The organism is Verrucomicrobiia bacterium (assembly GCA_019694135.1).
In the GTDB taxonomy this organism is placed as follows: domain Bacteria; phylum Verrucomicrobiota; class Verrucomicrobiia; order JADLBR01; family JAIBCM01; genus JAIBCM01.
Genome location: JAIBCM010000005.1, coordinates 100,921 through 126,991 on the forward strand (window position 1 = coordinate 100,921; position 26,071 = coordinate 126,991).

Annotated in this window: 27 protein-coding genes and 1 tRNA gene; 7 read left to right on the plus strand and 21 right to left on the minus strand. The window is 42.9% G+C overall.

The window, feature by feature from the left end:
- Positions 1-22 precede the first annotated feature (22 nt).
- The 5 genes from K1X66_08405 to K1X66_08425 form a co-directional block, all read right to left on the minus strand.
- Positions 23-436, minus strand: a complete 414-nt coding sequence (locus K1X66_08405) for a biopolymer transporter ExbD (GenBank protein MBX7158389.1) — start codon at positions 434-436, stop codon at positions 23-25.
- Positions 433-1,191, minus strand: a complete 759-nt coding sequence (locus K1X66_08410) for a MotA/TolQ/ExbB proton channel family protein (protein MBX7158390.1) — start codon at positions 1,189-1,191, stop codon at positions 433-435. Before K1X66_08410 ends, K1X66_08405 begins: the two co-directional genes overlap by 4 nt.
- Before the next feature lie 72 nt (positions 1,192-1,263).
- Positions 1,264-3,219, minus strand: coding sequence for an ATP-dependent zinc metalloprotease FtsH (ftsH, locus tag K1X66_08415; protein MBX7158391.1), 1,956 nt, complete (start codon positions 3,217-3,219; stop codon positions 1,264-1,266).
- Positions 3,220-3,462: 243 nt separating this feature from the next.
- Positions 3,463-3,714, minus strand: coding sequence for a GIY-YIG nuclease family protein (locus K1X66_08420; GenBank protein ID MBX7158392.1), 252 nt, complete (start codon positions 3,712-3,714; stop codon positions 3,463-3,465).
- Positions 3,715-3,783: 69 nt separating this feature from the next.
- A tRNA-Met gene (locus K1X66_08425) sits at positions 3,784-3,857 on the minus strand.
- 205 nt (positions 3,858-4,062) lie between these two features.
- Between K1X66_08425 and K1X66_08430 the strand changes: the two genes are divergently transcribed.
- Complete coding sequence (locus K1X66_08430; protein ID MBX7158393.1) at positions 4,063-4,749, plus strand: zinc metallopeptidase; 687 nt, start codon at positions 4,063-4,065, stop codon at positions 4,747-4,749.
- Positions 4,750-4,762: 13 nt separating this feature from the next.
- On the opposite strand, the gene K1X66_08435 is transcribed toward K1X66_08430, so the two are convergent.
- The 5 genes from K1X66_08435 to trpB form a co-directional block, all read right to left on the minus strand.
- Positions 4,763-4,987 carry a cytoplasmic protein gene (locus tag K1X66_08435; GenBank protein MBX7158394.1) on the minus strand — a complete coding sequence of 75 codons (225 nt, stop codon included), beginning with the start codon at positions 4,985-4,987 and terminating at the stop codon, positions 4,763-4,765.
- Positions 4,988-5,002: 15 nt separating this feature from the next.
- Positions 5,003-5,599, minus strand: a complete 597-nt coding sequence (locus K1X66_08440) for a nucleoside monophosphate kinase (protein MBX7158395.1) — start codon at positions 5,597-5,599, stop codon at positions 5,003-5,005.
- Positions 5,600-5,726: 127 nt separating this feature from the next.
- Positions 5,727-7,415: a hypothetical protein gene (locus K1X66_08445; GenBank protein MBX7158396.1), complete on the minus strand. Its 1,689-nt coding sequence runs from the start codon at positions 7,413-7,415 to the stop codon at positions 5,727-5,729.
- 43 nt (positions 7,416-7,458) lie between these two features.
- Positions 7,459-8,916: a hypothetical protein gene (locus K1X66_08450; protein MBX7158397.1), complete on the minus strand. Its 1,458-nt coding sequence runs from the start codon at positions 8,914-8,916 to the stop codon at positions 7,459-7,461.
- A 58-nt stretch (positions 8,917-8,974) separates the two neighbouring features.
- Positions 8,975-10,174, minus strand: coding sequence for a tryptophan synthase subunit beta (gene trpB, locus K1X66_08455; protein ID MBX7158398.1), 1,200 nt, complete (start codon positions 10,172-10,174; stop codon positions 8,975-8,977).
- A gap of 130 nt (positions 10,175-10,304) precedes the next feature.
- On the opposite strand from trpB, the gene K1X66_08460 reads away from it, so the two are divergent.
- The gene (locus K1X66_08460) at positions 10,305-11,126 is read left to right on the plus strand and encodes a hypothetical protein (GenBank protein ID MBX7158399.1); all 822 of its coding nucleotides are present in this window, start codon (positions 10,305-10,307) and stop codon (positions 11,124-11,126) included.
- A gap of 252 nt (positions 11,127-11,378) precedes the next feature.
- Here K1X66_08460 and K1X66_08465 read toward each other — a convergent pair whose 3' ends face one another.
- The 4 genes from K1X66_08465 to lnt are packed head-to-tail and all read right to left on the minus strand — an operon-like array spanning position 11,379 to position 15,458.
- Positions 11,379-11,999, minus strand: a complete 621-nt coding sequence (locus K1X66_08465; GenBank protein ID MBX7158400.1) for a phosphoribosylanthranilate isomerase — start codon at positions 11,997-11,999, stop codon at positions 11,379-11,381.
- A complete protein-coding gene (gene trpC / locus K1X66_08470; protein ID MBX7158401.1) occupies positions 11,996-12,772 on the minus strand; it encodes an indole-3-glycerol phosphate synthase TrpC in 777 nt (258 codons plus the stop codon). The genes K1X66_08465 and trpC overlap by 4 nt, the downstream gene beginning before the upstream one ends.
- 56 nt (positions 12,773-12,828) lie before the next feature.
- The gene (gene prfB / locus K1X66_08475) at positions 12,829-13,938 is read right to left on the minus strand and encodes a peptide chain release factor 2 (protein MBX7158402.1); all 1,110 of its coding nucleotides are present in this window, start codon (positions 13,936-13,938) and stop codon (positions 12,829-12,831) included.
- The gene (lnt, locus tag K1X66_08480; protein ID MBX7158403.1) at positions 13,854-15,458 is read right to left on the minus strand and encodes an apolipoprotein N-acyltransferase; all 1,605 of its coding nucleotides are present in this window, start codon (positions 15,456-15,458) and stop codon (positions 13,854-13,856) included. Before lnt ends, prfB begins: the two co-directional genes overlap by 85 nt.
- A 46-nt stretch (positions 15,459-15,504) precedes the next feature.
- Between lnt and K1X66_08485 the strand changes: the two genes are divergently transcribed.
- Complete coding sequence (locus tag K1X66_08485; GenBank protein ID MBX7158404.1) at positions 15,505-16,182, plus strand: LON peptidase substrate-binding domain-containing protein; 678 nt, start codon at positions 15,505-15,507, stop codon at positions 16,180-16,182.
- A gap of 63 nt (positions 16,183-16,245) precedes the next feature.
- A complete protein-coding gene (locus tag K1X66_08490) occupies positions 16,246-16,926 on the plus strand; it encodes a type I 3-dehydroquinate dehydratase (protein ID MBX7158405.1) in 681 nt (226 codons plus the stop codon).
- Here K1X66_08490 and trmL read toward each other — a convergent pair.
- From trmL to larB, 6 genes are read right to left on the minus strand one after another with little or no spacing between them, the layout of a single operon-like run.
- Complete coding sequence (trmL, locus tag K1X66_08495) at positions 16,910-17,377, minus strand: tRNA (uridine(34)/cytosine(34)/5-carboxymethylaminomethyluridine(34)-2'-O)-methyltransferase TrmL (GenBank protein ID MBX7158406.1); 468 nt, start codon at positions 17,375-17,377, stop codon at positions 16,910-16,912. The two genes, K1X66_08490 and trmL, sit on opposite strands and share 17 nt — an antisense overlap.
- Before the next feature lie 13 nt (positions 17,378-17,390).
- Complete coding sequence (gene truA / locus K1X66_08500; GenBank protein ID MBX7158407.1) at positions 17,391-18,137, minus strand: tRNA pseudouridine(38-40) synthase TruA; 747 nt, start codon at positions 18,135-18,137, stop codon at positions 17,391-17,393.
- Between the two features lie 3 nt (positions 18,138-18,140).
- Positions 18,141-18,806: an acyloxyacyl hydrolase gene (locus tag K1X66_08505; GenBank protein ID MBX7158408.1), complete on the minus strand. Its 666-nt coding sequence runs from the start codon at positions 18,804-18,806 to the stop codon at positions 18,141-18,143.
- A 50-nt stretch (positions 18,807-18,856) separates the two neighbouring features.
- On the minus strand, positions 18,857-19,924 hold the full coding sequence (locus tag K1X66_08510) for an alanine--glyoxylate aminotransferase family protein (GenBank protein MBX7158409.1): 1,068 nt from the start codon (positions 19,922-19,924) through the stop codon (positions 18,857-18,859).
- Positions 19,925-19,971: 47 nt separating this feature from the next.
- Positions 19,972-21,177, minus strand: coding sequence for an MFS transporter (locus K1X66_08515; protein ID MBX7158410.1), 1,206 nt, complete (start codon positions 21,175-21,177; stop codon positions 19,972-19,974).
- A 56-nt stretch (positions 21,178-21,233) separates the two neighbouring features.
- Complete coding sequence (gene larB, locus K1X66_08520; protein ID MBX7158411.1) at positions 21,234-21,923, minus strand: nickel pincer cofactor biosynthesis protein LarB; 690 nt, start codon at positions 21,921-21,923, stop codon at positions 21,234-21,236.
- Positions 21,924-22,012: 89 nt separating this feature from the next.
- Here larB and K1X66_08525 point away from each other — a divergent pair, with 89 nt between their 5' ends.
- Genes K1X66_08525 through hemW form a run of 3 tightly spaced genes read left to right on the plus strand, consistent with a single transcriptional unit; the run spans position 22,013 to position 24,532 of the window.
- Positions 22,013-22,747 carry a hypothetical protein gene (locus K1X66_08525; protein ID MBX7158412.1) on the plus strand — a complete coding sequence of 245 codons (735 nt, stop codon included), beginning with the start codon at positions 22,013-22,015 and terminating at the stop codon, positions 22,745-22,747.
- On the plus strand, positions 22,731-23,432 hold the full coding sequence (locus K1X66_08530; GenBank protein MBX7158413.1) for an HAD hydrolase-like protein: 702 nt from the start codon (positions 22,731-22,733) through the stop codon (positions 23,430-23,432). The genes K1X66_08525 and K1X66_08530 overlap by 17 nt, the downstream gene beginning before the upstream one ends.
- A gap of 11 nt (positions 23,433-23,443) precedes the next feature.
- Positions 23,444-24,532, plus strand: a complete 1,089-nt coding sequence (hemW, locus tag K1X66_08535) for a radical SAM family heme chaperone HemW (GenBank protein ID MBX7158414.1) — start codon at positions 23,444-23,446, stop codon at positions 24,530-24,532.
- On the opposite strand, the gene K1X66_08540 is transcribed toward hemW, so the two are convergent.
- Entirely contained in the window at positions 24,497-26,068 is a 1,572-nt protein-coding gene (locus tag K1X66_08540) for a sodium/solute symporter (GenBank protein ID MBX7158415.1), read from the minus strand. The two genes, hemW and K1X66_08540, sit on opposite strands and share 36 nt — an antisense overlap.
- Between the last annotated feature and the right edge of the window lie 3 nt (positions 26,069-26,071).

A 26,071-nucleotide genomic window follows, 5' to 3' on the forward strand; every position in this document is an offset into this window, starting at 1 on the left:
TCATAAACTCTGCCATCAATTTTTAATCCTCCACTCGCGTGATAAGACCAAACTGAGTAACTCCTGAACGCTGCAAAGCATCTAATACTTCAATAATTTTTTCATAAGCCAAATGTTTATCAGCTCGAATACCAATAGCCACTTTCTCATCTTGAACCTTAAGTTGATGCAATCGCGCTTCCAGCATGCTCAAAGGAACCGCTTCTTTTTCTAAAAAAATTTCGCCTTGTTTATTAATGGAAATCATTTTGACCGATTGAAGATCTAAAGCGGAAGGTGTCGGACTGCTAGAAGGAGTCGCAATAGAAATACCTTGTTCGAGCAGTGGCGTAGTAATCACAAAAATAATTAAAAGAACAAAAGCCAAATCTAAAAGCGGCGTGATATTTAATTCCGCCAGAGAAGAAAAGCCCGTCCTTTGCGAAAACCGTTTCATGACCGAATTTCAAGATAATGATGTTCCAACGCCGCAGCCAATTCTCCAGCAAAATTATCCATTCCAACCGTGAGCGCGCGAATGGTTGACACCAAATAATTGTAACCAAACATTGCAGGAATCGCGACCAACAAACCGGTCACAGTCGTCGTGAGCGCCCCTGAAACTCCGGGTGCCATCGCAGCCAAATTTGCGGCTCCTGCCATGGCAACACCCGTGAAAGTGTCCATTACGCCCCAAACCGTTCCCAGCAAACCTAAAAAAGGCGCACCACTCACTGCGGTTGCCAACAACACCATTTTATCTTCCAATTTTAACGCACTTTCGCCCACCGCTCGTTCCATAGCCGATTTCACCGAATTCATGGCAGTGGTTGAAATTTTATGAGTGCTTTGAATCCGATCAATAAAAGTGTCATCCACTTCAGTCGAGCCCGTTTTTTGAAAAGCTAGCTCTCTACAACCTGCACGAAAAATCTGAAAAAGTGGTGAACCCAAATAATGAAAAGGTTTTGAAAAAAGTGTCAAAGGATTAGGATCTCTTCGAAAATCCTTCAAAAATTGCGCATTACTACGATGCGCCTTTCGCACTTCCAAAAGTTTAGCAACCATCACCGACCAACTAAAAATGGATCCGATTAACAAAAGGATAATAACCATTTTGCCTTCGAACGTGGAAGCTTGAAACGCATACTGCAAACGATTGACTTCAGCGAGTGGCAAAAAAAGTGGGAACATAAAAAAAGTTTTTAGCATAATTCACGGCACATTCAAGACAGGGAAATGATATGAATTTCATCCCGCCGAGGCGGAATCAAATTCTAAGGTTTAAGCTCCAATCGGCGCAGGATTTAAACCTTCAGGAAATTGGAAATCTCCTTTGTCTTTTTCTCCTTTCTTCTCTCCCGAAGCACTGGATGAAGAAGATTCCGATTTTGGCGGAGTCGGTTTGGAAGGAGGATTAATAAGACGACCATGCTCCAATATTTCTTTGATATGCTGACCATCAAGTGTTTCGTATTCCAACAGCGCCTTAGCAATGGCCTCAAGTTTATCGCGATTTTCAGAAACTAATTTTTTCGCGCGTGAATAAGCGTCATCAATCAACTTCTTCACTTCATGATCAATTTCGCGCTGTGTTTCTTCGCTGTAACTGCGATTACGACCAATATCGCGGCCTAAGAAAACAAGATCCTCACGCTCATCATATTGAATCATGCCCATTTTTTCGCTCATGCCCCATTCACAAACCATCTTGCGAGCATACCACGTGGCTTGTCGAATATCGCCGCTAGCTCCACTAGAAATGTCGCCTAGAAAAACTTCCTCCGCCACGCGTCCACCCATGGTCACACAAAGATCATCAACCAGCTCTTTACGACGTGTGTTATAACGATCCGCTTCTGGCAACATCATCGTCACACCCAAAGCTGGGCCGCGCGGAATAATGCTCACTTTATGCAAAGGATCGGTGTTCTCCAAAAGCAAATTAAGAATGGCATGACCCGCTTCGTGATAAGCCGTTGTCTTCTTTTCCTCCAAAGTCATAGCCATACTGCGTCGCTCCCGACCCCAACGCACCTTGTCACGAGCCTCCTCCAACTCAGGTTGAGTCACCGCGGCTTTGCCATATTTCGCCGCCAAAAGCGCCGCTTCGTTAATCACATTAGCTAATTCCGCGCCCGAATAACCTGGAGTGCCACGAGCAATTACCGCCAAATCCACATCGGCAGAAAGTTTAATTTTTTGCGCATGCACCTTAAGAATTTCTTCGCGCCCTTTGATATCAGGCAAATTAATATGCACTTCGCGATCGAATCGACCCGGACGCAACAACGCGGGATCTAAAACATCTTTGCGATTTGTTGCAGCAATAATAATGATCCCCTCCTGAGTATCAAACCCATCCATCTCCACTAATAACGCATTCAATGTTTGCTCTCGCTCATCATTGCCACCCCCCACGCCGTGCCCGCGAGAACGCCCTACCGCATCAATTTCATCAATAAAAATCAAGCAAGGCGCATTACGTTTCCCCTGCTCAAAAAGATCGCGCACACGCGAAGCACCCACACCCACAAACATCTCCACAAAATCAGAGCCGCTAATACTAAAAAATGGAACATCCGCTTCGCCCGCAATCGCTTTTGCCAACAAAGTTTTACCCGTTCCTGGAGGCCCTACCATCAAAACCCCTTTGGGAATCTTACCGCCCAACTTTTGAAATTTTTTAGGATCTTTCAAAAATTCTACAATCTCTTGAACTTCCTCTTTCGCCTCTTCCACACCCGCTACATCTTTAAAGAAAACGCGATTTTTATCTCGCGCCACCATTTTGCTTCGACTCTTTCCAAAATTAAATGCGCTTTTACCCGCCATTTTAATTTGCTGACGAAACATGAAATATAAAATAAGCAAAATCAAAAGAACCGGCAAAAAACTGAAGAGCCCAGAAGCCAACCAGTTAGTGCTATAAACCATTTTTACTGGCACTTTGGAATCGTTCAGAGTCTGATATAGATCGCGATTAAAATTGAGATTGATCGCCACCCAAAAATCCCTTTCTTTTCCGTCCACCACATATTTGCCGCGCAACTTTTCTTCGCCCGTGGAATTATCCACAACAATTTCCACACTTTTAATGCGATCTTCTTTTAAAGCAGTTAAAAATTCCGGTTGATAAGAAAGCTCTTTGGAGAGATTAGCCGCGCCCTGACGCGCATAAACAAACAACAACATCAGCAGCATCGCCAACGAAAAGAGCAATAGACTCCTCCAATTCATCCCGCCATCGCCCCGATTCGGATCGCGTCGTGGCGGTTTTGGAAACTTCGGTGGTTTAGACTGTGGTGGTAAATTTGACATCGGTTGCAGTATAGCCAGATTTTATTACGGCACAACTGTTGATTTGACGTATCTTATCTGCCAAAGATTTGATTTTTAATCGTTTCAAGAATGAAAGCGAAAGACAAAAATTTGCGGGGCCTGGATTTGAACCAGGGACCCCGCCTTGGCGGGATTATGAATCTAACAAGTTCGGTTTAACCCAGTCATTTGATAAAAGCCGTTGCCTGTCTTTTGCCGTTTAAGTTTATTTTCCAGTTTTCTCGCTTCTGATAAAGTCATGGTTGCACTTTGCCAAATGAGTTGCCATGGACCTTTATTTTTTGTCCACCGTGATTGATTATTGTTATGTTGGGCAAGTCTGACTTCTATATTTTCTGAAATGCCAATGTAATAACGATTCTTTGGATTTTGCAGAATGTAAACCTGATACATATAAAATAATGCAGAGTTTATATTTTGAACTAGAGATCCCGCAGAGGCGGGATTATGAGCCTAAAAAAATTGCGGGGCCTGGATTTGAACCAGGGACCTTCAGGTTATGAGCCTGACGAGCTACCAGGCTGCTCCACCCCGCGATTTAAATTAATTATGCTGATTTTTCTTTGAGAAGCAAGGCTTCTATTTTAAAAGCACCAAAGAGCTACTCCCGCCTAGGCGGGACTCCACCCCGCGGTTATTTAAAAGTATGATGATTTTTTTGAAAAAGGCAAAAGATTTCGCTAAATCTTGAAAAAAATGAATCATCTGAGTATTCTCTAAGTCTCAATTCTAAAGATTATTATGTTTTGGATTATTTTTATTGGTACGATGGCAATTTCTTTTCTCGCTGTCATGCGAGTCAAGGCGACTTATTTGCGTTACTCTCGAGTGCCTGCGAGTTCAGGTTACAATGGCGCAGAGGTGGCTCATCAGATTTTGCGAGCGGCTGGCATTGATGATGTCGAGATTTGTGAAAAACGGGGAACATTAGCCGATCATTATGATCCTATTCATAAACGTTTGGTGCTTTCTTCGGAAAATTATCATGGCACTTCCGTCGCCGCATTGGGAGTGGCGGCTCATGAATGCGGTCATGCCATTCAACATAAAATTGCTTACGCTCCATTAAAATGGCGTATGGCAGCGATTGGCGCCACCACGTTTGCCAATCAAATTGTTTTATGGATTCCTATTTTAGGCATGTTTACAGGATTGATAGCTCCTTACACAGGGCTATTAATCATGGCGATTGCTTGGGGGATTATTATGTTGTTTAACTTGGTTACCTTACCCGTAGAGTTCGACGCCTCACGTCGGGCTAAAGTCATTTTAGGAAAAATGAGCTTTATCCAAGAGGGCAAAGAGGCACAAGGCGTAAATAACGTTTTAAATGCCGCAGGTTGGACTTATGTCGCAGCCTTTATTACATCACTGGTTTATTTCTTGTGGTATTTATTGCCGTTATTAGGTGGCGGACGTCGTAATTAGACTCACTAAAATTTTAAGAGTTTTTCTTTTTTAAACGCGATTTTCGCACGAGTGAACGCAGAGGTTGTTCACTCAAAGAAACTTCTCGTTGCCCTAAAGAAGTCGCGCATCCGATGCATAAATAATCGTAAATTTCTTTATCCGGCAAAACGAGCAAAAGCTTTTCGCGAACCGGCATGGGTTTTTGGCATTTCGGACAATAAAGTTGAGAGGCGGTAAAGGAGTCAAACTGATCCATAGCGCTTAAAAAGCTTTAAGCAACCATGGCTTCGGTTTCAATGTGCTCAAGAATATCGTGAAGCACTTGATAAGGCCATTGTGTGGCGTCAATCGAAACTACTTTATCTTCACCGTAATGATCCAAAACCGGTTTGGATTCTCTTTCGTAAGTCATCAATCGTTTGCGAATAATTTCTTCATTAGCATCATCCAACCGATTTTCCTTAAGCGCGCGCCGTTTTAAACGCTCCACCAACTTACTGCGATCCGGACAACTGAGATGAAAAAGTCGTTTCACTTCGGCGTGTTCATCCAAAATTTTAGCTTGGTTCACGTTGCGAGGAATCCCGTCTAAAACCAGGTGGTCAATTTCTGGTTTGAAGCGACCAAGAATAATCATGTTATGAATCTGTTGCTGCCAAAGTCGCATGGTAATATCGTCTGGCACGAGTAAACCTTGACTGGAATACTCCAGATAAACTTTTCCAATATCAGAACGCAAATCAATCGAACGAAACACGTCGCCGCAAGCGAGATGAAAAAAGCCGGGAATATTGCCAAGAATTTTTCCCTGAGTTCCTTTTCCAGAACCAGGCGAACCAAACATAAGGAACACTTTTATTTTTTTCATGCGTCACAATAAGTTTTGTCGCCCATTCAAGAAGTGTGCAAGCAAAGAATTCACTTTTTCAAACAAAAACAAATCTTAAAACAAAGAGTTCCTTTGCTTCTCTCACTCTAGCGCTGAAAAAACAGTCTTAAGGAACCAAAGCCGCTTTGGCAGTAAAAGGATCAACCACCACAGAAGAAGTCGGATTTTTATCCAACGTCGGCGAAGCTAAATAATATTTCGCTCGGTCTGCGTTAGGGCTATGCTCAGCATGGCGATACTCCTTACCTGGCTCCAAATAACCAGAAGAAGTTAACATCATCTTCATCACCATCTCTTCAGTGTCATGGACATTATACCCTTGATTTAAACCATTACTTACTGTTGCTTGATCTACAAAAAAACTATTCCTCACATTTTTTTGAGGATCAACAGAGTGATACACAGTGCCATGATTGCCTCCGCCCATAATCATCGTAATGGCATTAGGACTCGATGCATAACCCTTAGCAATCGCGGCTAACTTTTCTGGGGAAGCGTTATTAAGCCCTGTCGGCTTCTCGACAAAATGAACATTAACTTTAACTGCAATCCCCATAGGAGCTAATCGAGATGCGACATCGTTGAATAATTGATCTTGAGCCAATTTTAGGCTGGCCTCTTCATTACCATCCTTAAAAATCACCAAGTTAATTTCCTGAGTTGCTTCTGCTTTTGGCCCACCAATAGGAATCTTCACCTCTTTGCCGTCGATCGAATTGTAAGAAACCACTAGTTGGCTACCGGCTAATGCTACCAATTGATCATTCACGGCGGCATTCAACTTATTGTCTCGATAAGAGCTCAATGCCAAAGGCTCTGAAACGTAAACCCCAGATTCTTTCGCATTTTTATCCAAACGCAAAACAACTTTAATTTTATCCAACGGTTCATGAGTTACCGGATCAGTGCTAGTCAGAGTGACCTCAAACCTTTTTTGATGAGTCGCAGCCAACTCGGGAAATTGCATTTGTAAACGAAAGGCCCGCTCAGAATCGCTGGGATTAATAGGGTTAGGTTCCTGATTTCTATCCCAACCTACTTTATCAAGATTGGTAAAAGGATAAAGCTCTTCGACAGCTTGATTTTTTATTGGAAAAACTCTATAGCCTTCCATCTTTTTTATTTCCACCACTTTATTTTTTTGAACTATTTTAATGTTTTTAAGACTTTCGAAATCAGTTAATTTTCCTTCTATGGTCAATTCTTGCTTCCTAATCGATCCTTTATAACGATTTATTTCAGTATAAATCTCATCCTTATTAGGATAGGTGTAATAAAGTTCTCCCTCCTGCTGAAAAATTTTATCCCCAACTTTATAAAGATTGGGAGCTATGCCAGGCATATAAGGCTCTTTTTCAGCAAAATAGATTGCTTCACCCTCCCCTTCATTAAAATAAAATTGATCTCCAATTTTGGTGATATTTCCTTTTTCAACTAACAAGTAACCTCTGCTATCATAAAAACGAGCCGCATATTCAAAACGACCATCATCATATTGCATTGCTCCTTCCAAGCCTAATTTCGCTTGTTCTTTAAGAAATTCTGGAGAAAGGCGAGTGGCTTCGTCATAATTAGCAAAGAAAATCTGCTTGATAGTATGCTGGCTTCCATAAGCCGATTTAGAATAGGCATAGATATAACGCCCTGCCCCCGGCTCAAAATCTGTATTCGTTACCTGCAATCCAGCTTTGAGGGGTTTTCCTTGCCTATCCAAGAGTTGCACAGGAGGCGTGTCAAACTCAGCGAATACTTTATCTAATCGGTTACGATATTCTATTTTTTCTTTTTTACCCATAAGTTATTAATTTAAATTTACTTTCGCTTGAAAAATAAAAAAATCAAGGAGTTAAAGCCGGCTGTTGAGTGATTTCGGTTGGCGATTTTGCGAATGAAGAAGCTTTCATGGCCTTAACTACATCAGAAGTTAAAACAAACTCATTCTTGGTGTCATACATATTAACATCAAGCCCCGTAGTAATTTTGACAAGAGCTTTTAACGTATAATCATCTGTTAACGGCCTTTGGGGATGACCATCCGGCGCCACAAAAAAACTATTGAGCGATTTAAGGTCACTTGAATTATCCCTCAAAAAAACCAAACCCTGATTATCCTGCCCCGGTGTCATCATCATTTTAATTCCTTTCGATTGGGGAAATTTTTCAGTCAAACGCACTGGAACACCTGCACGAGATAGCCCCGACCTACTAATATCCATATCAGGTTTATCTGCCGCAAAAATATTCACCTTCAATTGAATACCATGAACACCCAATTTTTGCTTCGCATAATCAATCTGCTCCTGGGCTTTTGCTAAGCTATAACTTGTATTCTTATCAATCGGTATAAAAAGATCTAACTCAATTACCTTCTCCACGGCCACCTCACCTACAGGAACCGTAACGGTTTCTCCTGCAATAGTAGAATAAGACAAGGTCAAGCGATCACCTGGCTCTGCTTGGTAATAAGAAAAGGCTAACGGGTCAGAAATAAAAGTGCCGTCCGCTTGCCTCTTCAAAATAATATCCACTCGATTGGAAAGCCTGCCATCAAATGAATTAATGTTTAAAGATACTTTTACTTCCTCAAGCGTCTTGGTCTCATCCCAAAATGTATCCTTCATACGGACATAAAAGGCTTGAGACGTCTCCTGAGGGTTAACATCGCCCCCGCCAGAAGTATATCGACTATTTACTCCCGTTGGTTTACCAAAAGGATAATATATTGCCATGGACTGATTTTGGATTGGTCGCAGCAATTCACCTTGGGCATTATAGACTTTATTATTGTCTATATAATCAAAATAAAGATCCCCTCTCTTTTCATAAAGGTCACCTTTATTATTTTTAAAGAAATTTTCTGTGTCTTCTTGCTTCAGCTCAGAAACGTTTAATTTTTTTGCATTCGCATCAGGATAATAAAAATTGTTACCAACTCGAGTAATCTGCTTTTCTGCGACTAAAAGGTAACCCGCTTTAGTATAAAGGTTTCCATTATACGCAAAAATGGCGCCATTATGTTGAGATTTTGCCAAATTAAGAACCTTTTTATCCAAAGAAAGTTTCAACGCAGAATTATAATCCACGTAATAAAATTTTCCATCCAGTTCATAACAAAAATAAAATCTTGTTTCCTTATTAAGATCAGCAATTGCGACCTGTTTTGTCGTTTCAAGACTATTGTTTAACAGGCTGAATTTTGGCCCCTCATAATTCTTAAAAATTTGCGCCATACGCTGATTAGAATCTGTGGAGTTGGGTCGACGTAGAGCAGGTGGAACGGTTGAATTTTCAGCCATAAGTTAAGTAATAAAACACAAGATTAAAAAATTTCAATTTAGTTTTATTTTAAAAACCTTATAAAGTTCCCAAATGGCGCGCGACCTCTTGCACATCCTTATCCCCACGACCGGAAAGATTGACTAAAATCATCTGATTCGGCGACAGTTTTTCCGCCAATTTCATACCATGTGCCACGGCATGCGCCGACTCTAACGCTGGAATAATTCCCTCCCTTCGAGAAAGCAATTGAAACGCTACTAATGCCTCCTCATCCGTTGCATACACATACTCCGCACGCCCCAATTCACGCAAATAAGCATGCTCCGGTCCAACTGCAGCATAATCCAAACCCGCCGAAACCGAGTGCGTATTGAGAATTTGCCCATTTTCATCCTGCAAAATATAAGAGCGCGTTCCCTGTAAAACTCCTACACTACCTCCATGGAATCGCGACGCATGACTGCCCGGACGAATTCCAATTCCGCCCGCCTCGACACCTACCAATTTCACCTCAGCATCCCGTAAAAAAGCGGTAAAAATACCAATCGCATTACTGCCTCCCCCTACACAAGCTACAATATATTCCGGCAAACGATTTTCCTTTTGCAAAATCTGCACTCGCGCCTCATCACCAATCACCCGCTGAAAATCGCGCACCATCTCAGGATAAGGATGCGACCCATAAGCCGTTCCAAGAATATAGTGCGTCGTCCGAACATTCGTCACCCAATCCCGCATCGCCTCGTTCACCGCCTCTTTCAACGTGCGTTGCCCCACCGTTACCGGCATGACTTTCGCGCCCAAGAGCCGCATCCGCGTCACATTCAAAGCCTGACGCTGCATATCCACCTCACCCATATAAATCACACACTCGCACCCAAACTTCGCCGACACCGTAGCTGTCGCAACCCCATGCTGACCCGCACCCGTCTCAGCGATGATCCGTTTCTTACCCATCCGCTTCGCCAAAAGAATTTGGCCAATCGCATTATTAATTTTATGCGCACCCGTATGCAGCAAATCCTCCCGCTTCAAATAAATCTTAGCGCCTCCCACATGCCGCGTTAACCCTTCCGCAAAATAAAGCGGTGTGGGTCGACCCACATAATTTTTCAACAAATCATTTAGCTCCTGTTGAAAATGAGGATCCGCCTGCGCGCGCCGATATTCTTTCGTCAACTCCCTCAAAGGCTCAATCAACGTTTCCGGCACATACATCCCACCATAAATTCCAAAAAATCCTTGTTCATCAGGAACCGTTCGCGTTGGCGTCATAGAATGGATAGATTACGCACTTTCGCCAATTGCTCAAGTGAGCAATTTCACACAAATCACCACTGACCTAACACCACAATAAAATTACCTTGCCTTACCTTTCCCTTAGATTACAATAAATAAACCTACTATGAGTTACTTAACTAACGAAATAGGAGGAATTAGGAAATCAAACGAAGCTAAAACGATTCCATCGGAATCTTACTTGCTACAGTTCATTAGGAAATTTACCTCTCCCAAAAGAGACGTAAGTTATTTAACCAAACAACTCAAAAAAAACCAAAAATACTATCGCGCCACTTTCAAAAAAGTTGAGCGTGAAAGCATTTTAAATGACATCGCTCAAATAAACGCCGAAGCCATTGACGACGCGCTTGCCATTTATGATGAAGCCACTGCTATGAGAGCGGAAGCAGAAACAGTTCTTCAGCAACTGCCCAAATCAGAACAAGCTATTGAACCAATCATTCAAAAAACGCTGCACGAAATAATGACTTCCAACGATGAAATCATAAAAACCGCTCACACCTTATCACAAATTTATTGCGATTATGAAGCAACGAATTTGGAGTTTGATTTAGATCGCAATAATGCCACCTTAAGCCAAACTCGAAATCAAGCGAATCGAATCCTAGCAACACACGAAAAAATCTCCAAATGGCATCTCACTCTTTATACCATAAAAGAAAAATACAAAACCCACGAACATCAAGTAAAAAGTCTTACGGAAAAAATCTTTCACAAAACCAAAGCAACACGACGCGCATTAACCAAAAGAAAAAAAATCGCAGAAAAGCGAATGAAAAAAACAGAAAACTCATTGACGAACGCTTTGCGCGATTTTGATCGTGCCAGAATGAAAATAGAGTCACTATCGACTGAAATCGAAGCACTTAAGTCACAACAGAACTTGGAAGGTTGGTGCAAAACAGATCTCTCACCTGCTAGTTAAACAAGTCAGCTTCATCCGATGTCATCCTGGGGCTTGAACCATAACTATCCGAAGTGCTTCAATTATCTCTCACATAACTAAGAAAAACCTCTTGTCATTCCCGACTTGATCGGGAATCCATTCTTTATATCTCTGGATCCCCGGGCCAAGCCCAAGGATGACACCCAAAAAGGTCCCATTTTTCAATGTAGCCTAATCTTTAATTTAAAAAGCTTATAATCTAGGAAATTAAGAAAGAAGCCTTGTAGACTTTTAAGCCTTATCTCGACAAATCCGAAAAAATTCCTTCAACTTTACCGCATCTTTCTTTCCCGGCTCAAATTCCACCCCACTATTCACATCTACCGCATAAGGTTGGACCTCCTCAATAGCTCGAGCCACATTCTCTGCATTCAAACCGCCCGATAAAATAATGGGCGTCTCCACCCGATCGCGAAATTTCGTGGCCAACTCCCAATCAAATGTCTTTCCCGAACCACCATAACTTTCCGACGGCGTGTCCAACAAAAACGCGTCCACTTCATAATCCCGCACTTGCGCGTGAGAAAATTCTCGACTCATCGAAAAAGCTTTAATTTTTTTAATACCTTTTACCTGCGCGATAAATTCCGCTGATTCACTACCATGAAACTGCCAAGCATCGATTGGAAATCGTTTCTGCCAATCCTCCAATTGGTGCAACGTTGTATTCACTACCACCCCAACTCGCGTGACGAACGGCGGCAATTTTTCTAACCAACTCGCGATGGATTCATAATTCACATAACGCGGACTTTTTTGATAAGCAATAAAACCCAGCGCATCCGCGCCCGCTTCAATCGCCGCCCATGCATCGCGTTCATTCGTAATGCCACACACTTTCACTCGTGTCATAACTCTCCTAACAAATCCCGAATTACTACTCGCACATCGGTCGCCCGCATCAACGTTTCCCCCACCAAAATCGCATCCACTCCCGCCGCCTTCACAAACGTGACATCCTCTCGGGATCGAATCCCACTTTCCGAAACCAACACCACATCCGAAGGCGCTTCCTCTGCCAACTCCAATGTTGTTGTTAACGAAACATCAAACGTTTGCAAGTTACGATTATTAATTCCGATCAAATCCGCCCCCAAATCCAATGCGCAATCCATTTCTCGCAAATCATGCACCTCCACCAAAACATCCAGCTGCAAATCACGTGCTTCCTGATAAAGATCGCTTAATTCGTCCACACCCAATCCCGCCACAATTAACAAAATCGCATCAGCCCCCGCCACAATCGCTTCATAAATCTGATTACGATGCACCATGAAATCTTTCCGCAACAACGGCAAACTCACCTTGGCGCGCACCGCTTTTAAATCCATCAAATGTCCGTGAAAATATTTTTCATCCGTCAAAACCGAAATCGCATGCGCTCCTCCAAATTGATAATCGAACGCCTGTTGCGCCGGATCCACTTCCGCCTGAATCACACCTGCAGAAGGTGACGCTTTTTTAACTTCCGCAATCAACCCTAAATCCACTTGCTGCAAAGCTTGACGAAAACCGCGAAAATCATTCCTCTTTAACGCAAGCTTTTTCAACTCGTCAGCATGCGCTTCTAAACGCTTCACCTCCTCGCGTTTCCACATCATGATTTCGTCCAACTTATTTTTCATATCTCTTTATCTAATGTTTGGAAGAAGAAAGGCATCTATCAAACCCAAAACCACCATTAAAAATCTTCCTCACTCTCGTCCGCTCGCGTTTTTCCTCTCAATTTCGCTTCAATAAATGCATCAATGTCTCCATCTAACACGCCTTGCGTGTCGCTGGTTTTTTCGCCCGTGCGCAAATCTTTCACCATTTGATAAGGTTGCAACACATAAGAGCGAATCTGCCTACCCCAACCAATCTCCCCTTTCGCGCCATAATATTTTTCCATCTCCGCACGACGCTTATCCATTTCCATTTCATACAATCGCGACTTCAAAACGCGCATAGCTGTCGCACGATTTTTGATTTGCGAACGCTCATTTTGACACGTCACTACTAATCCAGATGGTAAATGCGTAATCCGCACAGCAGAGTCTGTTGTGTTCACACCTTGCCCTCCCGCACCTTGCGAGCGATACACATCCACACGAATATCTTTATCTTCAACTTCAATTTCCAAATCATCTTCAATTTCTGCAATCACATCCAACGCCGCAAAAGAAGTATGACGTCGCGCATTCGAATCAAACGGTGAAATTCGCACTAAACGATGCACGCCCCGCTCGCACTTCAAATAACCGTAGGCTAATTCCCCTTTCACAATAAAAGTAACACTTTTAATGCCCGCGCCTTCACCTGGAATTAAATCCGTCACCTCCACCTTAAACCCGCGGCACTCCGCCCACCGTTGATACATGCGAAACAACATATTCGCCCAATCACAACTTTCTGTGCCACCCGCGCCCGCATTCAAACTACAAATTGCATTGAGCCGATCATGCGACCCTCCTAACAAAAAATTCAGCTCAAGCTCATTTAAATTTTTAATCAAAAGATCTTTTTCTTGTGCAAACTCTCGCTGTGAAGCTTCGTCATCGACCTCCTCGGTCATCTCAGCCAAAACAGGCAAATCCTGAAACTGTCGTCCCAAAGCCTCAAACGGTTCCAACCGATTTCTCAAACTAGACGCTTCCTCAATCACTTGTTGTGCCTGATTTTTATTTTCCCAAAAGGCAGCCTCTGCCATTTGGCTTTCCAACTGCCTCAATCTTGCTTTAGCAGTTGGCTCGTCAAAGAAACCTCCTGAGCTGCTCGTAACGCTCCTGCAACTCCGCCCATTCGGTAGAATCGATAAAACTCATAAGTAAGAAATACTCCCGTAATTATGAAACACAACAAAGAAAAAAAATGCCCGCCTCGCAAAAACCAGGTCGGGCGCGGATCGCGTGGCACTAAAACTGTAGCGCGAAGAAACCCTTCCACCTCCACTTTTTTACCTTGTTCGTCTGTTAAAAGTTGTACCACTCTTCCATTTCCATCAATAACACAACTCACACCGGTATTAGCGCAACGAATCATCGGCAAACCCGTTTCTACACAACGAAACACTGCATTCAAAACATGCTGCCAAGGTTCTGAGGAATTTTTAAACCATCCATCGTTTGTTAAATTTACCAATAAACGCGCTCCTTCCTTCACTCGTTCCCTTGCCAAATAAGACATAGTGTCCTCAAAACAAATCAAAACCCCTAAAGGAATTTTTTTATCTTTTTTCGTCCAAGTTAAAATTCCCGAACCTTTTCCCGGTTGATAATCCAGGGGTATCGGAATCCAATTTTCCAACCATGGCGCCCAACGTCTCCCCGGAAGAAATTCCCCGAATGGAACCAAATGTTGCTTGCGATAAACTTGATAATCGTCCCGCTGCCCATTCAACAAAAAAGCCGCATTATAATAATTCTCATCATCATAATCCAAAGCACCCATAAGCAAACTCGCATTCGTTTCCTTGATCAAACCTTGGATTTCCGAGGTAAAAGTAATATCCTTAAAAAAAGTCGAACCCGTAGCGGTTTCTGGCCAAACAATTAAATCAGGTGACTGTGCCTCCGCCAACTGCGTATAATTCACATAACGCGAAATAATTTGAGCTTCCCATTTAGGAGAAAATTTTTCGTCTTGCGCCACGTTTCCTTGAACCAAAACAACATCCAAAGGTTCCGATTCTACCGGCTTGCGAATCATTTTTTGCGTGCCCCACACCAAACTTATACCTATCAAAACCGCTGCCACCGAAAAGTCCCAGTGCGATTTTACTTTTTGTTCGCGTCGAATTTCTCGAACTAAACGAATTCCCGTCAATGCAAGCATCGCATTTCCAAAAATCACTAACCAAGAAATTAAATCCACTCCTCCCAAAGAAGCCAATTGCACCAAAGGCAAGTGATGATATTGCGTAATGCCTATTTTATGCCATGGAAAACCAGAAAATAAATGGCTCCGCACAAAATCCAAAGCCACCCAACCTGTAGCCGCCCAAAAAGAAATCGTAACATTTCGCCAAGAACTCCAAGCCTGAACCTCACGACACAAATGTTGCCAAAACCAACCCCAAACCACCCAATACAAAGCTAAATAAGCGCATAAAAGTAGAGCACCAGGCCATGTCACATGATGCACCCAACCTATCGTAATTAACCATGTCAAAAAACCCCCTAGCCAATACATCCCAGCAACCCTACCTGGCAAACGGCCAACCCACATCAAAGGCACTAAAAACAACCAAGCTCCCGCACTCCATTCCCAAGGTGGAAACGCAGTGCTACCGAGAATAACCGACAAAATAAGAGCTCCTATTTTTTTAGCCATACGATTAGAAAAGTTAAAATCACAATCGATTAAGTTGCAAGCTGCGATGAAATGGGTAACTTTTAGTGTGACCCGTAAAACAGACATTCCTGTTATTTTACCTATCTTAACCCTTCCGAATTCTCTACTTTTCCCTCACGCTTTCTTGCCGCTTTACCTTTTTGAACAGCAATATTGCGAAATGTTAAGAGACTGTTTAACCAAACAACGCATGTTTGGCATCGCACTCGCAAAAAATCTTCATCTCGACCAAGAGGACCCAGAACCCAATAACATTATAGGAGTAGGATTAATCCGAGCCTGTGTTAACAACAAAGATGAAACCTTTCATCTTATTCTTCAGGGTGTGGCACGCGCTGAAATTATAAAACAAATCCAAATCATGCCTTATCGCATGGCCAAAATTCGCATCCTGCCTAGCATCAATCGAAACGGTCTCGAAATCGAAGCACTCATGATAAAAGCAATCGAATTAGCTCTGGAACGCATTAAACACTCTCATGAAACCCCTCATAAAATTTTGCATTTTCTCAATGATATTCAAGATCCGAGTATTCTAGCTGATGTGATTGGTTACAATTTTGTCGATGACCTCTACCAAAAACAGCGACTTTTAGAAACCATCGACGTCCGCCTGCGACTGCGCCGACTCATTTCTTTCCTCATCAAAGAACCCCACCTCAATTTGTCCGAAGAAACTCCGCTTCTTAAACGTCCCCATTGAGCCACCTTTTCTGCCAACAAATAAAAGTCGCTCTTTTTTTCAAAATTCGGAATAATAAAAAAGATGGCTCGCAAAATTCCTTGGAGAAAAAAATGGCTACGGGTTGGTGTCATTAGCGCTCCAACCGGCCTTTCCTATCTACAACAATCCTCACTACCATGCGAACTTGTTGAAATTCGTTTAGACTATTTTTCCTTAACCCTTTCTCAAATCGATCAGCTTAAAAAACAACTTCGCACACGAAAACATCCCGTCTTATTAACCTTGCGCTCTCCACGAGAAGGCGGTCAAAAAAAACTAACCCCTAAACAACGAGAAACACTTTTATTCGATTTTCTGCCCTTTATCGACGCTTTAGATTTGGAATATCTCGAAATTCATCATTTTTCAAAATTGCTTAAAAAGCTTAAAAGAGAAAAAGTCGCCCTCATTCTCTCCTCTCATTTTTTCCAAAAAACACCTACTTTCTCTCAACTAAAAAATCAATTTCATAAAATGCAAAAAGAATCAGCAGCGATTTATAAAGTGGCTGCTCGCTGCGACACCACCCCACAACTATTCACACTCCTGCAAACTCAACTTCAGTTTGCTAATAAATCAGTCGCCTGCATGGGCATGGGAAAACTCGCTCATCTATCTCGACAACTTCTTCCTTTGCTAGGAGCTAAACTAGTCTATGGCTATCTCGATTCTCCTACAGCGCCTGGACAGCCCGCAGTCAAAACGTTTAAGCCGGCGCACTAAAATTATTTTGTCGCCACGCTTCAAACAAAACAATCGCCACACAATTCGACAAATTGAGGCTGCGCGCATTTTCATGCCAAATCGGTATTCGCAAAACTTCCGCCGCCATGGAATCAACTATTTTTTTTGACAATCCCTTGGTCTCACGACCAAAAATAAAATAATCGCCCGGCTGAAATTTTATATCGCTATAATTTTTCTCTCCCCATGTCTCCACACAATAAATTGCGGCCTGCGGTAATTTATTTTTAAAAACTGACTCCAACGAATCGTGATAATGCCATTGCACCCACTTCCAATAATCCATGCCAGCGCGTTTCAATGTTGCATCATTCAATTCAAATCCCAAAGGCCCCACCAAATGCAATACTGCTCCCGTCGCCGCGCACAATCGCGCCACATTCCCAGTGTTCGGCGGAATCTCTGGCTCAACTAAAACCACATGAAACATAGATCCATCCGATTTAATAAAAAACCTTCATCAAATAAAGACCATGTGCTGGCGCCGCCAACAAATCTTGTTCTCGCGCTCGACTTCTCAGGCGTCGTTGAATTTCTTCTTTGGAGCATCGTCCTCGACCCACTTGCACTAAAGTTCCCACAATCAATCGCACCATTTTATAAAGAAAACCGTCCCCTTCAATATCCACACGAATTTCTGCTCCCTTCTTAATCAAATCTAACCGCTTGATTTCTCGCACCTTATTTTTCCTTTCCGATCGAGAGACGGCCGAAAAAGGATGAAAGTCATGCCTCCCAATAAAAACTGGAGCGGCTGCTTGCATCGCCTCCCAATCCAATTCCGAAACACAATGCCACATGCGATTTAATTCCAAAGGCGGAAAAATTCTCCCATGATAAATTCGGTAGCGATAATGCTTTCCCTTAGCATAAAATTGCGCATGAAACTTAGCACTCACCGATTTCAGCCTCAACACTCGAACTTGTGGCGGCAATTTCGCATTCAATCCTTTCAATAATTCATAACTTGAAAACTCGCGAGTGCCTCCAGGCTGTTGAAAATGGGCCACCTGTCCCAACGCATGCACTCCGGAATCTGTCCGACTTGCCCCGTAAACAATTGCCCTTTTACCCAAAATAGAGCGTAAGGCTTCCTCTATTAAAGCTTGAATGGCAACGCCATGACTTTGGCGTTGCCATCCACAAAAACGAGTGCCTTCATAAGCAACTAGCAAGCGCCAGTTGCCCATAATTTAGTGCAAGAAATAAGACACACCAACTTGCCCGCCAAGATCGTCGGCGCCTAAATTACTTTTAGCAAAGCCCGCATTGGACATATGATGCCAGTCACCTTCAACCGAAACTGCCCAGTCATCATTAATCAAATAACGTAATCCGGCTCCTCCATTTAATTGGAAACAATAATGCGAACCAATCGCGTTATTATCCGTGTCCGTATAAACCAAACCTGGACCCGCTTGCACAAAAGGCACGATCTTCCAACCGGGTTGAACAAAATTATAGCGCGCCAACACGTTTGGCCCCACAACAATACTGCCACCGCCAACCGTATTGAAAATCTCAGCGATGAACAACTCGCCAACTAACTGAACATTACCGCGATACCAAGCATCATTACTGCCTAAAATATCGGTCAAATTATAAGCTGCGCGCAAACTATTCGCATAATAGCTAATTCTATCGCGTTCACCGCCTGTTGCAGGACCAAAAAACGGGCCTGTTACAAAACTAAACTCCCAGTTACCTTGATCCCAACGCGTGTCGCGAGGTGCTTTTCTCGGACGATAAGCGATATCTTTTTCTAAAATCGTTCCCTTCATATCTTCGCCAGCAAAGACAAAATCCTTGCCACAGACAAAAATTAAAGTTGCTACTAATAAACAATATATTTTTTTCATGGTTACTTGCTTCCTAGATTAATTTTTTTCATATGCAAGAAAAATTATATTTATAACAACTGATTTAATGCTTGTAATAATTCTTGCATGGTTTCCACGGTTTCATCGCCCATATTACTAATACGGAACGTTTTTCCTTTCACCTTTCCGTAACCACCATCTACGGCAAAACCGTATTGTGATCGCAACGTCTTTAACACAACCGGCAAATCAATATTACAATCATTTCGCAAACATGTCAAAGAAAACGATTCATAACCTGAACGTGGGAATAAAGCAAAGTCCTTTATTTTTGCCCATTCATGCACCATACGGTTCGTTGCCATATGCCGCATATAACGATTCTCCAAGCCTTCCGAAAAAATATCATCCAGCTTACTCTGTAACGCATAAATATGGCCGATCGAAGGCGTTGAAGGCGTCATACTTTCCGCGCCATTTTTTTGGAACTCCAAAAAATCAAAATAATAACCGCGCTCCTTAACCTGCGCAGCCCGTTCCAAAGCGCGTGGCGACAAAGCAAACAACGACAAGCCGGGAGGCAAAGCCAGTGCTTTTTGCGAGCCCGTCAACAACACATCCATCCCCAACTGATCAAACTCAATGGGCACCGCACTAAACGACGATACCGCATCCACAATCAAACAAACTTCAGGAAACTGTTTCACCACCGCGCAAATATCGGCCAACGGACTCATCGTTCCCGTAGACGTTTCATTATGAATCAAAGTGACCGCATCAAAGCCACCCTGCTTTAACTTCGCTTCAATTTGTTCCGGCAAAATCGGCTGCCCCCAATCTACCTGACATTTCTCTGCCTGCTTTCCGCAACGCAACGCCACATCATACCATTTATCCGAAAACGCGCCGTTCATACAGATCAATACCTTTTTCGCTACCAGATTGCGAATCGCACCCTCCATCACACCCCATGCCGACGACGTGCTCAAATAAACAGGCTGCTGAGTAAAAAATAATTGCTGCAACTGTGGCTGAATTGCGGAATACAAATCCTTAAAATCCTGACTACGATGTCCAATCATCGGTCGACAAAACGCCTCAAACGTTTTCTTAGAAACTTCTACCGGACCCGGAATAAATAATTTTACGTGCTTCATTTGCCTTCTATCTAGCCAGAAATCATCACATGACAATGCACTTTATTTCAATTTTCAACCACTCTAGTTGAATTAACCTGAAGCGATTTCTCGACCGAATTTTTTCCTGTTAACAATAAAATACTCGCAATCACCAATCCACCCACGCTCAACCAAAAGGGCGCATTCAAATGAAGATCAATTAACACCCCCCCCAAGAGCGGTCCAACAATGCGCGCTAAACTACTAATCGACTGCATGGCTCCCAAAATCGTGCCCTGCTCTTCAGCACTATAACTCAATGAAATAGAGCCATATAATGTCGGCCGACAAATACCATTACCCAACGCCAGCGCCACCAACACCACAACCAACCAACCCAAAGAAAAACAAAAGGGTAAAAGCAAATTAGCCACAATCATCAACCCATTACTCCATCGCAACAATTTCTCCTCTCCAAAAGCCTTCACCAATCGACCAATCAATCCGCCTTGCACCATCGCCGAAACCACGCCCACACACGCCAACAAATAAGCGAATTGCCGACCATTAAAATGAAAAGCTGGATTCAACTTCAACCACATACCAAACGTCGTCTCCCAAATTGTAAAAGCTAGATTCGTGCAAAAAGCTACCCCCAACAACCGCCATACCCAGCCGGAATAATGTTTCCCCGAAAATCCACTTCGAAAACGATTCCACTCCTTTTTCGCTCCCTTCGTCTTCAACGATTCCGGCAACAAAAAAATCGCCATCACAAAATTAATACCACATAACCCGCTCGCAATCCAACCCGCCAACGCATAATTATGATTTTGCCCCATCGCCAATCCACCAATCACTGGACCAAAAATAAAACCCAAACCAAACGCCATTCCAATCAAACCCATCCCTTTCGAACGTTGATCCGGTCGCGTAATATCAGCAATATAAGCCTGGGCCACCGCAATATTCGCCCCACAAAATCCCGCAAAAGAACGCGAAATCAATAATCCCCACCAACTCGTCGAAGACGCAAACAAAACATAAGAAAGCGTCGAACCCAACAAGCTAATTAACAAAATGGGCCTTCGCCCAAACCGATCCGACAACTTGCCCCAAAACGGCGCAAACAAAAATTGCATAATCGAAAACGACGCAATAATCAGCCCCACCATAAAACCTGACGCCCCCAAATCTCGACCCCAAAATTGCAACAACGGCAATACAATCCCAAACCCAATGAGATCAATAAAAACAATCAAAAAAATAGTCGCCAGCGTCGGTTTTCTCATAAAGCTAGTTCCACCCTAAAACATTTCTTAAACCGTGCAAGCTCCCAAGATTATTTCTATTTTACTACATGAGTCAGCCTCAAAATCTGACCCGCAGCAAAACCTGCGCCAAACCCATTATCAATATTCACCACAGTAACCCCACTTCCACAGGAATTTAACATGCCTAGCAACGCTGCGAGCCCCGAAAAATTCGCGCCATACCCCACACTCGTCGGCACCGCAATCACCGGTTTATCCACCAAACCTGCCACTACACTCGGAAGTGCGCCTTCCATACCTGCAACAACAATAATCACACTCGCTTGCTTTAATAACTCGCACTGTGCAAACAATCGATGCAAACCTGCCACACCCACATCATAAGCCCGCTCCACTTTTGCCCCAAAACACATCGCGGTAATCGCCGCCTCTTCCGCGACTAGCATATCCGAAGTTCCCGCAGCCAGCACTGCCACCAAAAAAGAAGAGGTTTTTATTTTTTTTTGAAACTCCTTACTCCACTTCACCACGCAACGCGCTTCCGGAAAATATTTCACGTTTTTGACCTTTTTCTGAATTGCACGAAAATGCGTCTCCGTTGCGCGCGTAGCTAAAACCACTGGCTCCCGTCTTGCCAAAACTCCAAAAATTTCTGCCGCCTGTCTTGGCGTCTTTCCTAAACAAAAAATTACCTCAGGAAATCCTTGACGTTGACCTCGATGCAAATCGACCTTAGCAAAACCCAAATCCTCAAAATGGCTCATACAGAAAAGCTATCAGCTATCTGCCCTCCACTAAAAGCTAAAAGCTACGACTTGACTCAGATAGGAAAGGCTGGCTAATCAAGAGCATTATGAACTTATTTCCCGATCTCAAAAAAGGTTTTCAAACCATTCTTTCCGACTCGCAATGGCTGCCCAAAATTCTTTTCGGCGGATTTTTATTGATCAACCCTTTCCTGATTATTTTATTATTGTGGATGTTTAGCCCTGGCGAAAAATCGATCCTCTTAAAACCTTTATTCTTTGGCACTCTCGCTTTTAACGTTTTAAGTTTTTGGTTTCCTCTAGGATTCACCTACGAAGTGTTACGTCGCGCACGCACCGGCTCCGCACCACAACTTCCTGATTGGAATATGAGCGTTTTACCGCGCTATGTTAAAGAAGGCGCCGTTAAACTGATTCTTGCCATCACTACACTTTTACTTCCTGTAGGAGTTTGGATGGGAATTTGCTATTTTCTTTTCATTCAAATTTTAAGACTTCCGCCAGCTTTATTAAGCATGTTTTATCCCCCTGCCATGCTTTTTGTCATTCCCTTCTGCGGCGTAGCCTGTTGTCGCTGGCTCGACGGCGATTCCGTTATCAACTGCGCTTTGAACTACCCTAAAAATTTAAAAATCTTTTGCTCCAGAAAAAAAGAGTTTTTGCTCGCCTCATTTTTTCTCACTGGACTGAATACAGTTTTATGCTCTTTTATTATCACCATTCCCTTCGCTGCCGTTTTTGGACTCTGTCTGGTCGACACCTGGTTTGGCCCGATCTATGCCGATGCTGTCCGAACCCAAAACCATGAAACAACCCAATAAACTTTTACTTTGGGATATCGATGGCACCTTGCTAACTACCGGTTCTGCCGGAGAATATGCACTCATCCAAGCGCTCAAAAATCATTTCGAAATCGATTCCAAACTTGAAGGTATAGAAATTGCCGGTCGCACCGACAAAGGAATCGCAATGGAAATTTTGCGAAAATATAATCTGCCAGAAACCCTAGAAAACATCACCCGTTTTTTAGATGGCTACATTGAAGAACTGCAACATTGGCTACCCAAACGACAAGAAACAGGACGCGTTTTAGAAGGCATTGCCACGATTTTGGAAAGGGCACATCAACGCAACGATTTAGCTCAAGGTTTACTCACAGGAAATTTGCAAAGAGGTGCTCAGCTCAAATTGGAACATTATCAAATGATGCATTACTTCGAATTTGGCGCGTTTTCTGACGATCATCACGATCGCAACCAACTTCCCGCCTATGCCAAACAACGCGCAGAAGAAAAATTTCAAACCAATTTTTCTCCAGAAAATATTTTTGTAATCGGCGACACGCCTCATGACATCGCCTGCGGCAAAGCCATCGGTGCTAAAACCATCGCCGTCGCCACCGGCAGGTTTACTCTAAAAGAATTAAAAAAACATCAACCCACTGCCACTTTTCAAGATCTTACTAATTTTCAAGAGTTTTTTGCTATTATCGATACTGTCAGTTAGGCTTGAAAAAGATGGAGTCACTTCAACATCTTTATATTCACATTCCTTTTTGCCCAAGAATTTGCCCCTACTGCTCTTTTTACGTACAACCCGCGAATCGTCGTCTTATGCCTTCTTTGATCGATGCGATTTTACAAGAGTTTGATTATTACAAAAAAAAATATCCGCTTAGGATTAAAACCATTTTTTTAGGTGGCGGAACCCCCAGCGCTCTTCCCACATCCGAGTTAGAGCGACTCATTAGCGTTTTAACTAAACACTTTGCTCCAACCGAATTTACTCTCGAAATGAACCCCACAACCGTTTCTTCCGAGAAAGCAAAAATTCTTTACGAACTTGGCATAAACCGAGTGAGCCTGGGCGCTCAATCTTTCGACCCCAATGTGCTAGCGACTTTAGGACGACAACATTCTCCCGAAAAAATAATTCGCTCTTATGAAATTTTGCATGAAACCGGATTTCCTAATCTTAATATTGACCTGATGTTTGCCGTGCCAGGACAAAGCATAGAATCCTGGCAAAAAACTTTAGAAAAAACACTTTCCCTTCAGCCGGAACATATTTCCACTTATTGTTTAACTTACGAAGAAGACACGCCTTTCTTTGAAAAAATTCAAAAAGGCCAATGGCAACGCAACCTCGAAGTAGAAACCGAATTTTATCTAACGAGCATTTTAACACTGGAAAAAGCTGGCTTTCAACACTACGAAATTTCCAATTTTGCCAAGCCCGGAAAAATTTCAGAACATAATTTCGCCTACTGGCGCGGTTCTAATTTTATTGGACTCGGTCCTAGCGCCGTTTCTACTGTTGAAAACCAGCGTTGGCAAAATATTTCGGATTTAACGCTTTATTTGCAAGGCGCACAAAAAAATCAGTGGCAAAAAACTAACCAAGAAACTTTAAGTGATGAATTACGCGAGAAAGAAAAAATTATTTTTGGATTACGAACCAATGAAGGAGCTGCAATCAATCCAAAGTTTTTCGATTCATTTCAACAACTGATTTCTGCTGGTTACGCGCAAGAAACAAAAGGACGATGGATTTTAACGCAAGAAGGCAAATTACGAGCTGACGCCATCGGCGAGTTTTTCCTCTAAAATATTTGGCTCAACATGAGATGAAAACAGAAGTCCACAACCTAAAGTAAGCAAACACGTAATCGGATAAAGCCACGCATAATGTAATTTGGGCTGCCATTCAAGCGCCTGTTCTGGTGTGATAATCGTAAAATTCTTCAAAACCGTATAAACATCCGGTCTCACATATAACGTTAAGCCAATCGAAACAATCAACCCGATCCAAACTCCCCGTGTGCCAGTATTTTTACGAAACATAGCCAAAAGAAAAATGCCCAACATCGGGCCATAAGTGTAACTCACCATGCCAAACGCTAAATTCACAAGATTAATATTGCCCCGCACATGATCCAAGCCAATCGCACAAATTGGCAGGGTAATTCCCCAAAAAACCACTGCAATTCTTGAAGCTAACAACATACGAAAAGCAGAGCCTTCATGTGCCCAATCCTTGCCATCAAAACGCAATGCCAGCGTTGCTTGCGATAAAGCAGCTAGTGCTGAATCTAAACTAGAAATCGCCGCCGCAAAAGCTCCCGCCAAAATCAAGCCCGTAATACCCGCCGGCAATACCGTCGTAATCCAAACCGGAAAAACATAATCCGCATCGGATCCAAACAAAGAAATCTCCTCAGGCGAAGGAGAAAAATGTTGGTAATAGGCAAACAATGCCGTCCCTACGCACAACATTAAAATCGTCACAAATTGACCTAAGGAACTAAAAATCATAGCTTTCCCCGCATCTCGCGCCGAACGACAACAAAACATGCGTTGCGCATTAAGTTGATCCGTTCCAAACGCAGCCATATTTTGAAAAGGCATTGCTAAAATTCCGACCCACAAAGTAAACCCGACCGAAGGATCCCTTGTTAAATCAATCAAGCGAAATTTTCCTGCTGTAGAAGCAACATCTATCCACTGCGACACACCACCCGGTAACGCATGCACAATCCAACCCAACGCCAACAGCCCACTAAAAACAAACACGCCAAATTGCACCACATCTGTCCAAATCACCGTCGTCATCCCACCCATCCATGTCCAAACAATCGCAAACAAACCTATAATCAAAATACAAAGATGGAAATCCAATCCCGTAACCGTTTTCAAAACAATTGCTGTCACGAGCAATCTGACACTCTGCCCCAAAATCGAACCCAGAAAAAATAAGGTAGTCGTTAAACTCCGCGTCTTGCCTCCCAACCGATTCTGCATGTAATCGTAAGGGCTATAAATTTCGCGCTCAAAAAAAGCTTTAGCAAAATAAATCCCAACAATAAATCGAGCGATCACCGACCCAATTGCCCATTGCAGATAAGTCCAATCCCCTCCCGCAGCAAACACCATACCCGGCACGCCAATGAAAGTTAACGCACTAATTTCCGTAGCAATAATCGACCCACAAACCGCTTGCCACGGCAAAGAGCGACCTGCCAAAAAAAAATCGCGAATGGTAGACTGTTTACCCCTAAGCGCATGCCCGATCCATGTGGTTAAAAGCAAATAACCAACCAAAACCACCCAATCTAACGTTTTAAAATGCGTGTAAACTCCCATGAA

Coding starts and splice junctions, on each gene's coding strand:
- K1X66_08405 (MBX7158389.1), bottom strand. CDS start 436: ATGAAACGGTTTTCGCAAAGGACGGGCTTTTCTTCTCTGGCGGAATTA.
- K1X66_08410 (MBX7158390.1), bottom strand. CDS start 1,191: ATGCTAAAAACTTTTTTTATGTTCCCACTTTTTTTGCCACTCGCTGAA.
- ftsH (MBX7158391.1), bottom strand. CDS start 3,219: ATGAATTGGAGGAGTCTATTGCTCTTTTCGTTGGCGATGCTGCTGATG.
- K1X66_08420 (MBX7158392.1), bottom strand. CDS start 3,714: ATGTATCAGGTTTACATTCTGCAAAATCCAAAGAATCGTTATTACATT.
- K1X66_08430 (MBX7158393.1), top strand. CDS start 4,063: ATGTTTTGGATTATTTTTATTGGTACGATGGCAATTTCTTTTCTCGCT.
- K1X66_08435 (MBX7158394.1), bottom strand. CDS start 4,987: ATGGATCAGTTTGACTCCTTTACCGCCTCTCAACTTTATTGTCCGAAA.
- K1X66_08440 (MBX7158395.1), bottom strand. CDS start 5,599: ATGAAAAAAATAAAAGTGTTCCTTATGTTTGGTTCGCCTGGTTCTGGA.
- K1X66_08445 (MBX7158396.1), bottom strand. CDS start 7,415: ATGGGTAAAAAAGAAAAAATAGAATATCGTAACCGATTAGATAAAGTA.
- K1X66_08450 (MBX7158397.1), bottom strand. CDS start 8,916: ATGGCTGAAAATTCAACCGTTCCACCTGCTCTACGTCGACCCAACTCC.
- trpB (MBX7158398.1), bottom strand. CDS start 10,174: ATGACGCCAACGCGAACGGTTCCTGATGAACAAGGATTTTTTGGAATT.
- K1X66_08460 (MBX7158399.1), top strand. CDS start 10,305: ATGAGTTACTTAACTAACGAAATAGGAGGAATTAGGAAATCAAACGAA.
- K1X66_08465 (MBX7158400.1), bottom strand. CDS start 11,999: ATGACACGAGTGAAAGTGTGTGGCATTACGAATGAACGCGATGCATGG.
- trpC (MBX7158401.1), bottom strand. CDS start 12,772: ATGAAAAATAAGTTGGACGAAATCATGATGTGGAAACGCGAGGAGGTG.
- lnt (MBX7158403.1), bottom strand. CDS start 15,458: ATGGCTAAAAAAATAGGAGCTCTTATTTTGTCGGTTATTCTCGGTAGC.
- K1X66_08485 (MBX7158404.1), top strand. CDS start 15,505: ATGAAATGGGTAACTTTTAGTGTGACCCGTAAAACAGACATTCCTGTT.
- K1X66_08490 (MBX7158405.1), top strand. CDS start 16,246: ATGGCTCGCAAAATTCCTTGGAGAAAAAAATGGCTACGGGTTGGTGTC.
- trmL (MBX7158406.1), bottom strand. CDS start 17,377: ATGTTTCATGTGGTTTTAGTTGAGCCAGAGATTCCGCCGAACACTGGG.
- truA (MBX7158407.1), bottom strand. CDS start 18,137: ATGGGCAACTGGCGCTTGCTAGTTGCTTATGAAGGCACTCGTTTTTGT.
- K1X66_08505 (MBX7158408.1), bottom strand. CDS start 18,806: ATGAAAAAAATATATTGTTTATTAGTAGCAACTTTAATTTTTGTCTGT.
- K1X66_08510 (MBX7158409.1), bottom strand. CDS start 19,924: ATGAAGCACGTAAAATTATTTATTCCGGGTCCGGTAGAAGTTTCTAAG.
- K1X66_08515 (MBX7158410.1), bottom strand. CDS start 21,177: ATGAGAAAACCGACGCTGGCGACTATTTTTTTGATTGTTTTTATTGAT.
- larB (MBX7158411.1), bottom strand. CDS start 21,923: ATGAGCCATTTTGAGGATTTGGGTTTTGCTAAGGTCGATTTGCATCGA.
- K1X66_08525 (MBX7158412.1), top strand. CDS start 22,013: ATGAACTTATTTCCCGATCTCAAAAAAGGTTTTCAAACCATTCTTTCC.
- K1X66_08530 (MBX7158413.1), top strand. CDS start 22,731: ATGAAACAACCCAATAAACTTTTACTTTGGGATATCGATGGCACCTTG.
- hemW (MBX7158414.1), top strand. CDS start 23,444: ATGGAGTCACTTCAACATCTTTATATTCACATTCCTTTTTGCCCAAGA.
- K1X66_08540 (MBX7158415.1), bottom strand. CDS start 26,068: ATGGGAGTTTACACGCATTTTAAAACGTTAGATTGGGTGGTTTTGGTT.